We start from the raw sequence: 12,071 nt of genomic DNA, 5'->3' as shown, positions 1-12,071 counted from the left end.
TCCCGGCGCACGGCCCGGCCGTGGCCCCGCCGCGCGGCGGCGGCGACGTGAACCGGGAGCCGATAGGCAGAGGCCGGCGCGAAGTCCACCGCTTTCGCCACGGCCTGCGCGCGCCGCGCGCGCCGCGCCGCCGCGTCAGGCCAGCGCGAAATCGCGGCCGATGGCGCCGAACAGCGGGGCGAAGGGGCTGTCCTCCGCATAGAAGACGGGCGGCGCGCCGAGCGGCGCCGGCACGTCCGCCGCGGCGCCGCCGGCGTGGCACGCGCCCGTCCACAGATGGATCCAGCACCGCCCCGCCGGCAGATAGGGGCGCGCGCGCGCCATCCCCGCCTCCAGCACCGGCGCCACGATCAGATCGCGGCCATAGCCATAGGCCGTCTCGATGCCCCAGCATGCGGGATCATCCTCATGATCCAGAAACAGCGGGCGCTGCAGCGGCAGGCCGGTGGCGACAGCTTCCTCGCACAGCCGCGCCACATAGGGCGCGAGCGCGGCATGGACGCGGCTCATCCGCGCGAAATGGGCTAGCACCGTCGCATCCTGATCCAGCTGAAGATTCTCCTCGGGCCGATTGCCCTCATGGCTGCGCATCACGGGCGTGAAGGCGGCGAGTTCGCTCCAGCGCATCAGCAGCTCGGGCGTGCGCCGCACGCCATAGAGGCTGGTATAGCCGCCGAGATCGCCATGGTGATAGGCATTGCCCACCAGCCCCGCCGAGAGCGCGGCACGCACGACGGTGCCGATCCCGTCATGGCGCGAGAAATCGACCAGCTGGTCCCCCGCCCAAAGCAGCGGACAGAGGCCCGACAGGCCCGAAAAGCCGGCGCGCATGAAGAACAGCGCGTCCCCGGTCCGCCCCCGCCCCGCAATGCCGCGGCGGTTGACCTCGGCCCAGAGCAGCGGCCAGCGATTATGCGCAAGCAGCGGATCGCTGCCATCGGCCAGCCGCAGATCGACCGGCAGATATTCGCCGAAATCGGCCATCCAGCCGGACAGGCCGGCGTCGAGCAGTTCGCGCCCGATCACCCGCTCGGCGAACCAGTCGATCGCCTCGGGCCGGGTGAAATCGACGATCGCCGCCTCGAACTCGCCGAAATCGACATGATAGGGCGCGTCCGCGTCCAGCCGAAGCGCGAGCAGGCCGGCGGCCTGCGCTTCGCCATACAGCGCGCCGTCCACCGCCAGATAGGGGTTCACATAGCCGAGGAACCGGATGCCGCGCGCGGCCAGCGCGGCGATGCGCGCGGGCAGATCGGGGTAGCGCGCGGCGTTGGCGCGCCAATCCCAGAAGAGGCGGCGGCCGAAGCTGGTCTGCCGCACTCCCACCCAATCCTCGCACCACAGGCCCGACACGGCGGCGCCGGCGGCGAGGATCGTCTCCAGCCGCGCGAAGCTCGCCGCGCCATCCTTGAGGCCGATGATCGCGCCTTCATAGGCCCAGCGCGGCAGCCGCGGCGGCCGGCCGAACCAGTCGGACAGGATCGTCACCAGCCCGGCGAAGCGCGGCGCGGCGGCCAGCCGGATCCGCGCGGGGATCGCCCAGGCCTCGATCTCGTGGCCGGTGGGATCGGTGAAATCGAAGCAGCTATAGGCGCTCGTCTCGACATGCAGCGCGTAGCGGCGCGAGGAGAGCAGCGTCGGCTGGGGATAGTTGGTGGTCCAGTAATCGCCGCCGGCGCCGCCCTCGCGATCCGCCTCGAAGGTGACGGGGCTGGCCTTGTCGCGGCCGATTCCGGGCTCGGACGTCCAGAAAGGGAAGCGGCGCCCCGCCATATCGACATAGGACATTTGCTCGCCGCCGCCCCAGAGCCGCTCGCCGGGCTCCGCGACGAGGCGCAGCCAGAAGCGGTTGAGCGCGGGATCGAGCGGCTCCAGCGCCAGCCCGTCGGCCTCGAGCCGCACGCGGAGCAGCGGCGCCGCCCCCGGCGCGGGCGCGAGCAGCAGCCCGGCCCCGTCGCCGCCCTCTTGCAGCGGCGTAGCGTGGCGGAGCGCGATCCGCTCCTCCAGCCGATCCGCCAGCGCGAAATTGCCGCGATCCATGCGCACCCGCGCCGCGCCGCGCCCGACGAACAGCGCCGGCCGATCCGCCGCGTGGCGCAGGATCATCCGGTCCGCCAGCCAGAGCGTGACGCCCTCGGCCGACCAGTGCAGCCGCGGCGCCGCCGCCGATGGCGCGCTCACGCGCGGCTCAGCGGCGCGTGCGGCAGCCGGGGCAATACGTGGCGCGCGAAGAGATCGGCTTCCGAAGCATGCGGATAGCCCGACAGGATGAAGGCCTCGATGCCCATGGCGCGATAGGCCTCGAGCTTGGCGAGCACCTGATCGGGATCGCCGACGATGGCGGCGCCGCAGCCCGAGCGCGCGCGGCCGATGCCGGTCCAGAGCTGGGGCTCGGCATAGCCATCCTCGGCGGCGCCGTCGCGCAGCGCCGCCTGCGCGGCCACGCCGGCCGACTGGCTATCGAGCGACCGCGCGCGGATCGCCGCGCCGGTGGCATCGTCGAGCCGCGAGAGCAGCCGGTCGGCGGCGCGCCGCGCGGCCTCCTCGGTCTCGCGGACCACGACATGAACGCGATAGCCGAAGCGCAGCGTGCGGCCATGGCGCGCGGCGCGCGCGCGCATATCGGCGATCAGGTCGCGCACCGCCGCCTCGCGGTCGGGCCACATCAGATACACGTCGCAACCCTGCGCCGCCGCTTCGCGCGCATCCTCCGACAGGCCGCCGAAATAGAGCGGCGGGCAGCGCCCCGCCACCGGCGCGACGCGCGGCGGCTCGACCGCGAACTGCCAGAACTCGCCGCGATGATCGAGCGCCTCGCCGCCGAGCAGCGCGCGCAGGATCGTCATCGCCTCCAGCGTCCGGCGGTAGCGCGGCGCCGAGTCGAGCCGCTCGCCCGGGAGATCGGACGAGATGATGTTCACCGTCAGCCGGCCTTGCAGCATCTGGTCGATGGTGGCGATCTGGCGCGCGAGCTGGGGCGGCCACAGCTCGCCCACGCGCACCGCCATCAGCAGCTGCAGCCGGCGCAGCAGCGGCGCCATGGCGGCGGCAAAGGCGGTGGTATCGATGCCGAGCGCATAGCCTGAGGGAAGCAGCAGATTGTCATAGCCGCCGCTCTCCGCCTGAAGCGCGATATCGCGGCAGTGGGCGAAGCTGGAGCGCAGCCGCGGATCGCTGACGCCGAGAAACTCGTAATCATCGTCGCACAAAGCGGAAAACCAGCTCACCTCGCACTCGCCCTGCATCGCGCTCATCAATCCTCCACCTGCTGCCGCTTGGCCCCGGACGCGGGCTCGCCGCGTTATGCGCCCGACGCGCGACCGATGCCAGCGGCCGCACGCCTAGCAGCAAAGCCTAGCCGGGCGCTCAAGATAAGCTTGGGCCGGGCCAAGAAGCATTGCGCTACACGGGCTTCGTTCGCTCGGGCAGCGAGGGCGGGCGACAAAGGGGAGCGGATCATGGGGTGGAGACAGGGATGGAGCGCGGCCTTGTGGGCGGCGGCGGCAACGCCGGCGCTGGCGCAGGGCGGCGCATCGGCGGCCAGCGACCCGGCCGCGACGCCGGCACCGGCGCCGGGCGAGATCGTGGTCACGGCGCAGAAACGCTCCGAGAGCCTGCAGAAAGTGCCGCTTGCCGTGTCCGTCGTCTCGGGCGAGGCGGTGGCGGCGCAGGGCCGGCCGAGCCTGGAGAGCGCAGCCAGCCTGATCCCCGCGCTCAACTTCCAGAAGTCCGGCACCACGCTCAACCAGTCGCTGTTCCTGCGCGGCGTCGGCACCGCCACCTTCTCGATCGCGGGCGAACCCTCGGTGTCGACCGTGATCGACGGCGTCGTCTATAGCCGGCCCGGCGAGGCGTTCTCCGATCTGATCGACATCGACCAGATCGAGGTGCTGCGCGGCCCGCAGGGCACGCTGTTCGGCAAGAATGCCTCGGCCGGCGTGATCAACATCACCACGCGCCAGCCGGGCCGGCGCTTCGGCGGCTATGCAGAGGCGAGCTTCTACACCGCCAGCGAGGTGCGCACGCGCGGCGCGGTGGACGTGCCGCTCAGCGACACGCTGCTCACCCGGTTCAGCGGCTTCTACGGCCGCTACAACGGCAATATCCACAATGTCGCGCTCGGGCGGCGGGTGAACGGCTATCAGCATGAGGGCGGCCGCGCCCAGATCAACTGGACGCCGAGCACGACCGCGCGCTTCGCGCTGATCGCCGACTATCACCACAATAACGACGATTGCTGCGCCGAGGTGATCGGGACGGGACCGCTCAACGCCGCCGGCCAGCCGATCGCCAGCGCCGCCTTCGCCGCTCTGCCGGCGCCGCGCGGCGACAAGAGCCGCGCGATCGCGCAGGATCTGGTGACGCGCACGCGCGAGACGGGCTATGGCATCTCGCTGCAGGGCGATTTCACGCTGGGCACGCAGACGGTGACGACGATCACCGCCTATCGCGACTATAAGAATACCGAGATCCGCGACGGCGATTTCCTGCCGCGCGCCTATGCGGGCTTCAACCAGCTGCACGATTTCGGGCCGCAACGGGGCCACACCTTCAGCCAGGAGGTGCGGATCGCCTCGCCCTTGCGGCAATTCCTCTCCTATGTCGTCGGCGCCTATTACTCGCGCGCCTTTTCGGAGCGGATCTTCCGCCGCGACGATCAGGTCTGCACCAGCGCCGCGCCCGCGACCAGCCTGGTACCCTGCGACAGCGCCGCCGCCCGGCCTTCCACCTTCCCCAGCGGCACGGCCGATTTCGGATCGGTGTTCAAGACCATGTCGCTGTTCGGCCAGGGCACGGCCAATCTCACCAGCCGGCTGCGCCTGATCGGCGGCGCGCGCTTCACCGCCGACGAGCTGACCGTGTTCCACAGCCGCGACACGCTGCTCGCCGGGCCGGGCATCAATCCCAGCTTTCCCGCCACCCCGACCGGCACGGGCCAGCCCGCCGGCCGCTTCAACGGCAAGGCGACCAACACCAACCTCTCGGGCAAGGCGGCGGTCCAATATGACCTGACGCGCGCGGTAACCGGCTATGTGAGCTATACGCGCGGCTATAAGGGCCCGGCGTTCAACGTCTTCTACAATCTCACCGCGACCGGCACCAACGCCATCGCGCCGGAAACCTCGAACAGCTTCGAGATCGGGCTGAAGAACAGCCTGTTCGGCGGCACGCTCGTGCTCAATCTCGACGCCTTCTACGCAAAATACCACAATTTCCAGGCCAACAACCCGGATCTGGTGGCGGGCGTGGTGGTCACGCGCTTCACCAATGCGGGCGCCGTCTCGACGCGCGGCGGCGAGGCCGATCTGCTCTGGCGGCCGTTACGCGACCTGTCGGTGACGGGCGGGATCGCCTATACCGACGCGCATGTCGATCGCTTCTTCCAGGCGCCGGGCGCGCCGGCCACGGCCGTGATCCCGGCCGGCACGTCGCTCCAGTTCGCGCCGCGCTGGAAGGGCTCGCTCGCCGCCGATTACCGCTGGCGCACCGGCGGCGCGATCGATCTCTTCTTCGGGGCGCAGGGCAATGCGCAATCCAAGCAGCTGGCGCTGTTCTCGCCCGATCCGGTGCAGCGGCAGCTCGCCACGATCAAGGGCTATGGCCTGATCAACCTGTCCGCCGGGATCGGCGATCGCGGCGATCGCTACCGGCTGACGGTGCAGGTGCGCAACCTGCTCGACCAGAGCTTCGCCGCTGCGATCCAGAATGGCGGGCCCTCGGGCAGCTATCGCTACCAGATCCCGCGCGATGCCGATCGCTATGTCGGCGTCACCGGGCGGGTGAATTTCTGAGCGGGGGCGGCGCCGATCCGCGGCTGGGCGCGCGCCAATGGGCGATCGTGGCGCTCGCCTTCGCCGCGATCATCCTCAATTATGTCGACCGCCAGATGCTGGCGCTGCTCAAGCCCAGCCTCCAGGCGGAGTTCGGCTGGAGCGAGCGCGCCTATGGCCATATGGCCTCCGCCTTCCAGTTCGCCTCCGCGCTGGCCTTTCTCGGCGCGGGCTGGCTGATCGACCGGCTCGGGCTGCGTCGCGGCTTCGCGCTGGGCGTGGCCACATGGAGCCTGGCGGCGATGGCGCATGCCCTGGTCGCCAGCGTGGCCGGCTTTATCGGGGTGCGCGCGCTGCTGGGCGCCGCCGAGGCGATCGGCACGCCCGCCCAGGTCAAGACCGCCGCCACCTATTTTCCCGAGCGGCAACGAACGCTGATGCTCGGCATCGGCAACATGGCGTCGAATCTCGGCGCGGTGGCGGCGCCGCTGGCGATCCCGCCGCTGGCGCTGGCCTTTGGCTGGCGGGCGGCCTTTCTGCTCGCGGGCGGGCTGGGGCTGGTCTGGGTGACGGCGTGGCTGGCCGTGCCGGCGCCGGCGCCCGTGGCGCGGCCGCCGGCCGAGACGGCCCGCCGCCCCGCGCTGCGAGCGGACCGGCGCCTCGCCGCGCTGATCGCCGCCAAGATGTTCTCGGACAATGTCTGGTGGTTCCTGCTCTTCTTCACGCCCGATCTGTTCCACCGCCGCTTCGGCCTGTCGCAGGGCGCGCTCGGCGCGCCGGTGGCGCTGGTCTATGCCATGGCCGCGCTGGGCGCGCTGGCGGGCGGATGGTTCCCGGCCCGGCTGCGCGCGCGAGGTGTCAGCCTCGATCGCGCGCGCAAGGCGCCGATGCTCGCCTGCGCGCTGCTGATCCTCGCCGCGCCGGCGGTGCTGCTCACCGCCAGCCCCTGGGCGGGCGCGGCGCTGCTCGGCCTCGCGCTGTTCGCGCATCAGGGCTTTTCCACCAACGTCTTCGCGCTCGCGACCGATCTGTTCGCGCCCGATCTGGTCGGCCGCGCCATCGGCATCGCCGCCTTTGCCGGCAATCTCGCGGGCATGGCGATGATCGAGGCGGCCGGCTGGTCGCTCGATCGGGGCCATGGCTATGCCCCGCTGCTGATCGCGACGGGCGGCTCCTATCTGATCGGCCTGGCCCTGGTGCAGCTGTGCGTGCCCCGGCTGGCGCCGGCGCCCCCGACCGCGGGCTGACACGCCGCCGGCGACCATCGGCCAAGCGGCGCGGCCCGGGTTTCAGGTGAAACCGCTTAGCGGTTCCGGTCCGGCGCGTCGCGGTTCTATGGCTCGCGCGATCAGCAGGCGCGGGACAGGAGATCGGCATGGGCCATGGATCAAGCCCCGAGGCGCGACTGGAGCAGCGCGCCGGCATCGGCGAGCGCGGCCGGCGCGATATCCTCCAGAACGGCCATGAAATCGAGCGCGACCCAGTGTTTGGCGCGTTCCAGCAGGAGCGGCACCGGGCTGCCGGGTTCCTGCGCCCGATAATAGCCGATCACCGCATCGAGCGCGCGGACGACATCCTCGCGCGAGCCGATGCGCCCCGGCCGGGCGGCGGCAGCACCGGCGCCGGCCGGGACTGCCGGATCGGCCTCCGCGTCTTCGGTCCCGGCATCGGTGGCCTCCGGCTCGTCTTGGGGCAGGACGTGGCGCAGCGCCGCCTCGAGCGAATCCAGCCAGGCGTAGAGCGCGGCGAAATTGGTGCCCGTATCGCTGCCCGCATGCGCCATGAGCAGCCGATCGGTGGCCCGCAGCGCCTCGCGCAGCGCGATCAGGTGGGCCATGGCGTCGGTCAGCGGGGCGAGGCCGGCTTCGTCCAGCGCGGCGCGGAACGGACCATAGCCCGGCTCGGTCTCGCCACCGCGCGCGAGCCGGATCAGATCGGCGGCGGTGAAGCGGCCCAGCCGGGCATGATCCACCAGCACGAGCCGTTCCAGCGGGGCGAGGAACTCGCGATAGCTGGTGAGCGTGTCGCAGGCGCCGCGCCGGGCGGCGAAGCCATAGTCTTCCAGCCTTGGATGCGCCGTCTCCCAATAGCGTTCCAGCAGACCCGCCAGCGCCTGCGCGCCGCAGGCCACCGTCGCGAGATCGCCCGCCCGCGCCCCCGCGCGGCAGAGATAGACGGGCAGCCACACATCCTTGGTGCGCGCGCTCTGCGCGACGATCGCGGCGATGATGGTGCGCCAGTCAAGGTCCGGCGCATCGGCCGCCTGCCCCGAGGCATCGATCGAAACCGGCGTGTCGAACGCCTGTTCGATGAGGTGGCGCTGAGGATCATAGGCGAGATCGGGGCCGGCGGGATCGTCGCCGGGCACGGGCGCGAGAAGCGTCTCGAGATCGGGCGTCATGCCCTGCTCCCTTCTGGGCTGAGTGCGGATGCGCCCCGCTTTAATCGGGTCCGCCCCGCCTTCAATCGACGCAATCGCGACAAATGTAACCCGGCGGGAGGGCGCGCCGCGTGAAGCGCCAGGCCGAAATCACGCTCGACGCCGGCGCCCCGATCCGGCTGATCCACTTCGAGGCGACCGAAAGGCTGAGCGGCCTGTTCACGATCGAGGCCGAGGTCGTGCTGGAGGACCGGGTGGATTTCCTGCCCCATCTCGGCAAGCCCGCTTCGATCGAGGTGTTCGAGCTGGAGCGCTCGGTGCGCTTCTTCCACGCGCTGCTGATCGAAGCGCTCTATCTGCGGCAGGAAGACCAGGGCTTCCACTACCGCCTCATCCTGCGGCCCTGGCTGCATCTGCTGGAGCATAATCGTGCCTATCGGATATTCGAGCAGAAGACCGTGGTCGAAATTGCGCGCGTCGTGCTGGAAGGGCAAAGCCGCCGGGTTGACTATGGCAAGCTCCAGAACAGCTATCAGCCCTGGCCTTATTGCACCCAATATCGTGAAAGCGACTTCGCCTTCCTCTCCCGATTGATGGAGCGCGAAGGCATTTACTATTATTTCCGCCATGAGCGGGACGAGCATGTGCTGGTGCTGGCCGATGGCCCCGGCGCGCACCAGCCCGCGCCCGGCTATGAGACGATCAAGCTCCGTCCGGACTGGTCGGGCCGCAGCGGCGGCCTCGCCGAGAGCCTGTGGACATGGCAGGAAGCGGTGACGAGTGGCGGCGAGACGCGCGTCCTGCTCCAGAGCTTCGACTATCAGACCAGCGAGACGCGCCACGGCACCGCCGAGAGCGCCGCGCGCAACGCCGCCGACGGCCAGGACGATCACGAGTATAGCGGCGATTTCGTGGACGAGGCGCTGGCGGCGCACTGGGCGCGGGTGCGGCTGGAGGCGGCGCGTGCCGAGCAGCGCCGCTACAGCGGCGCCGGCGATGCCATCGGGCTGCACTGCGGCGGCCGTTTCCGGCTCGATTCGGATGCCGCCTTCGGCCGGGGCGAGACGTTTCTGATCACGTCGCTCCGCTACAGCCTCGACGCCGAACCCTATCGCTCGGGCAATCCCGCCGAGGCGCGGCGCGTCGCGATCGAGGCGGTGCCCGCCGAAACCAAGTGGCGCGCGCCGCACCGCACGCCGCGCCCCAGCGCCGGGCCGGAGACGGCGATCATCATGGCGGGCGGCGCCGATGACGGCGCGGCCGATCCGCTCGGCCGGGTCCGCGTGCGCTTTCTCTGGGGCCGGCCCGACGAGGCGCCGCTCGCGGCGCGATCCTGCTGGCTGCGCGTCGCCCAGGGCTCGGCGGGATCGGGCTTCGGCCATGTCGCGCTGCCGCGCACCGGGCAGGAGGTGATCGTCTCCTTTCTCGATGGCAATCCGGATCGCCCGATCGTCACCGGCCGCGTCTATAATTCGGAGCATCTCCACCCCTATGATCTGCCCGCGCACCGCACCCGTGCGCTGTTCCGCTCGCGCAGCATCGGCGCCTCGGGCAGCTATGCCGGCGCCGCCGCCACCCCCGCCGGACCGGGCTATAACGAGCTGATGTTCGAGGATCGCGGTGGCGCCGAGCAGGTCTATCTGCGCGCCCAGCGCGATCGGCTGGTGGAGGTGCTGCTCGACGATGCCGCGCGCATCGGACGCGACCGCACCGCCACGGTGCACCGCGACGACGAGACCCGCGTCACCACCGGCGATCATCGGCTGACGGTGGCGCAGGGCGCCGCCACGATTGAGGCGGCGAAGAGCATCAGCCTGCGTGTCGGCCCCAACAGCCTCACCATCACGCCGCTCGGCATCACGCTCACGGTCGGGCCTTCGGTGATTTCGCTCACCGAGATGGGGCTGGCGATGAACGGCCTCACCATCACCGCCGAGGCCGAGACGGTGATGACGCTGAACGGCAGCGTCGCCACGCTGGCGGGGGAGGCGATGCTGAACCTGCTCGGCGGCGCGCTGACCATCCTGTGAGCGACTGGCCCGCCACCATCTGGACCGAGGCCGGCCAGATCACGGCGCTGCTCGGCTGGCCGCCCCAGCCGGACGAGCGGGCGCCGCCGCCCCGCTTCTTCGAGGCGCTGCGCGCGGCGGGGCGTGATCGCGACGCGATCCGCTTTCTCGCCCAGGCGCTGCCCCGGTTCGAGGCGGTCGCCTGGGCCGCGCGCATGGTGGCGTCACAGGGCCGCGCCCCCGATCCGGCGCTGCTGGCGGCGGTGACCGCGTGGCTGCGCGATCCATCGGAAGCCCATCGCCGCGCCGCCGGCGCGGTGGCGGCGGCGCGCCCCGCCGCCAGCCCCGCGCGCCTGTGCGCCTTCGCCGCCTTCACCGCCGGCGGCTCGCTGGCGCCGGACGGGGCGCCCCCCTTCGCCGCGCCGCGCGCCACCGCCGGACGTTTCGTGGCTGGCGCGGTGCTCGCCGCCGCCGCCGAACAGGCCGATCCGCCGGCCGCGCGGGCGGCCGCGCTCGACGCCGGTCTTCTCCTCGCCCGCCAGGGACATCAGCCATGACCCTCACGCTCACCATCGCCGGCCGCGACACGCTCGACAATGGCCAGCCCGCCTGCTTCCGGCTCGATCGCCACGGCGCGCTGATCGGACGCTCCACCCATGCCGATTGGTGCCTGCCCGATCCGCGCAACCATGTTTCGGCGCGGCATTGCGAGATCAGCTATCGCGACGGAACCTATCTGCTGGTGGATCGCAGCACCAACGGCACCTTCGTCAACGGCGCCGAGACGCGGCTGACCGCGCCGCATCCGATCCGCGACGGCGATCGGCTGGACATCGGCGCCTATGCGATCCACGCCAGCCTGTCGGCGCCGGATGCCGCCGCGACCGCGCCTCCGGAAGCGGGATCGGAAGCGGAGCCGGCGCCCGCCGCCTGGAGCGCGTGGCCGGACACGCCGACCTCGCCCGCGGCGGCGCCGCCGCTCACCCCGCCGGTCGCGGATGGAGGCGGCTGGGATACGCCGGCGCCGCTCGCGCTGCCCTCGGCCTGGTCGAGCGCGCCCGCCGCCGCGGCGCCGCCTTCGGCCGTCGATCTCTGGGGCCAGCTTGCCCGCGAGAGCGACATCGACTGGTCGCAAGGCGGTTTCAGCGCGCCGCCGGCAGCCCTCGCCGCCGACCGGCCGCTCGCACCCGAAGCGCCGGCCGCGCCGCGTCCGGCCGCCCCCGCCGCTTCCCCCGCCGCCGCTGCGCCGCCGGAGGGCGGCTGGGCGCAGTTCGTCGCCGGGCTGGGCCTGACGCCGGAGGCGCTGGACACGCCACCGGCACCGCTGCTCGCCACCGCCGGCGCGCTGCTGCGCCAGCTCGTGTCCGGCCTGGTGCTGATGGTGGATGCCCGCGCGCGCGCCAAGGCGCAGCTCGGCCTGCAGGGCACCAGCCTCGAACTGGAGGGCAATAATCCGCTGAAGTTCGTGCGCGCGCCCGAGCGCGCTTTGCGGCAGCTGCTCGCCCCGGCCGAACCCGGCTTCATGCCCGCCGCGCGCGCGGTGGAGGATGCGTTCCAGGATCTCCAGGCGCACCAGATGGCGACGCTCGGCGCGATGCGCGGCGCGCTGGCGGAGACGCTGGCGCGGTTCTCTCCGGCCGCGATCCGCGCGCGCCAGCCGGCCGGCGGCTGGCGCGCGCGGCTGCGGCCCGGCGCGGCCGACGCCGCCTTGTGGCGCGCCTATGAAGCCGAGTTCGAGGGCGTGGTGCGCGGTGCGGACGAGGCGTTCATGGATCTGTTCGCCCGCGAGTTCCGCCGCGCCTATGAGGATCAGGTGGCCGAGATGAAGGGCCGCCGCCCGCCGCCGGGCTGAGCGCTCACTCCGCCAGATACAGGCCGCCGGCATAAGGCGGCGAGCGGGTGCGGACGATC

At 71.9% G+C, this 12,071-nt stretch carries 8 protein-coding genes; 5 read left to right on the top strand and 3 right to left on the bottom strand.

Annotated elements, in window-relative coordinates:
• Positions 1-135 precede the first annotated feature (135 nt).
• Both LHA26_RS17235 and LHA26_RS17230 read right to left on the bottom strand, forming a co-directional pair.
• Positions 136-2,181 carry an alpha-glucosidase gene (locus LHA26_RS17235; protein ID WP_367890753.1) on the bottom strand — a complete coding sequence of 682 codons (2,046 nt, stop codon included), beginning with the start codon at positions 2,179-2,181 and terminating at the stop codon, positions 136-138.
• Complete coding sequence (locus LHA26_RS17230) at positions 2,178-3,254, bottom strand: LLM class flavin-dependent oxidoreductase (protein WP_252168736.1); 1,077 nt, start codon at positions 3,252-3,254, stop codon at positions 2,178-2,180. The genes LHA26_RS17235 and LHA26_RS17230 overlap by 4 nt, the downstream gene beginning before the upstream one ends.
• Before the next feature lie 204 nt (positions 3,255-3,458).
• Between LHA26_RS17230 and LHA26_RS17225 the strand changes: the two genes are divergently transcribed.
• Both LHA26_RS17225 and LHA26_RS17220 read left to right on the top strand, forming a co-directional pair.
• Positions 3,459-5,792 carry a TonB-dependent receptor gene (locus tag LHA26_RS17225; RefSeq protein WP_252168735.1) on the top strand — a complete coding sequence of 778 codons (2,334 nt, stop codon included), beginning with the start codon at positions 3,459-3,461 and terminating at the stop codon, positions 5,790-5,792.
• A 47-nt stretch (positions 5,793-5,839) separates the two neighbouring features.
• A complete protein-coding gene (locus LHA26_RS17220; protein ID WP_252168734.1) occupies positions 5,840-7,018 on the top strand; it encodes an MFS transporter in 1,179 nt (392 codons plus the stop codon).
• A gap of 140 nt (positions 7,019-7,158) precedes the next feature.
• Here LHA26_RS17220 and LHA26_RS17215 read toward each other — a convergent pair whose 3' ends face one another.
• Positions 7,159-8,172, bottom strand: coding sequence for a type VI secretion system protein TssA (locus LHA26_RS17215; RefSeq protein ID WP_252168733.1), 1,014 nt, complete (start codon positions 8,170-8,172; stop codon positions 7,159-7,161).
• A gap of 110 nt (positions 8,173-8,282) precedes the next feature.
• On the opposite strand from LHA26_RS17215, the gene LHA26_RS17210 reads away from it, so the two are divergent.
• From LHA26_RS17210 to tagH, 3 genes are read left to right on the top strand one after another with little or no spacing between them, the layout of a single operon-like run.
• The gene (locus LHA26_RS17210) at positions 8,283-10,181 is read left to right on the top strand and encodes a type VI secretion system Vgr family protein (protein WP_252168732.1); all 1,899 of its coding nucleotides are present in this window, start codon (positions 8,283-8,285) and stop codon (positions 10,179-10,181) included.
• On the top strand, positions 10,178-10,717 hold the full coding sequence (locus tag LHA26_RS17205) for a DUF6931 family protein (protein ID WP_252168731.1): 540 nt from the start codon (positions 10,178-10,180) through the stop codon (positions 10,715-10,717). The genes LHA26_RS17210 and LHA26_RS17205 overlap by 4 nt, the downstream gene beginning before the upstream one ends.
• The gene (gene tagH, locus LHA26_RS17200) at positions 10,714-12,012 is read left to right on the top strand and encodes a type VI secretion system-associated FHA domain protein TagH (protein ID WP_252168730.1); all 1,299 of its coding nucleotides are present in this window, start codon (positions 10,714-10,716) and stop codon (positions 12,010-12,012) included. Before LHA26_RS17205 ends, tagH begins: the two co-directional genes overlap by 4 nt.
• Positions 12,013-12,071 lie beyond the last annotated feature (59 nt).

This window comes from Sphingomonas morindae (assembly GCF_023822065.1).
Taxonomy (GTDB): domain Bacteria; phylum Pseudomonadota; class Alphaproteobacteria; order Sphingomonadales; family Sphingomonadaceae; genus Solisphingomonas; species Solisphingomonas morindae.
The sequence above is the reverse complement of the archived record's forward strand: the minus strand, read 5'-3'. Positions and strand labels throughout refer to the sequence as shown.

Excerpts from the sequence above, each read along its gene's own strand:
- LHA26_RS17225 (WP_252168735.1), top strand. The coding sequence starts at position 3,459 with ATGGGGTGGAGACAGGGATGGAGCGCGGCCTTGTGGGCGGCGGCGGCA.
- LHA26_RS17215 (WP_252168733.1), bottom strand. The coding sequence starts at position 8,172 with ATGACGCCCGATCTCGAGACGCTTCTCGCGCCCGTGCCCGGCGACGAT.
- tagH (WP_252168730.1), top strand. The coding sequence starts at position 10,714 with ATGACCCTCACGCTCACCATCGCCGGCCGCGACACGCTCGACAATGGC.
- LHA26_RS17230 (WP_252168736.1), bottom strand. The coding sequence starts at position 3,254 with ATGAGCGCGATGCAGGGCGAGTGCGAGGTGAGCTGGTTTTCCGCTTTG.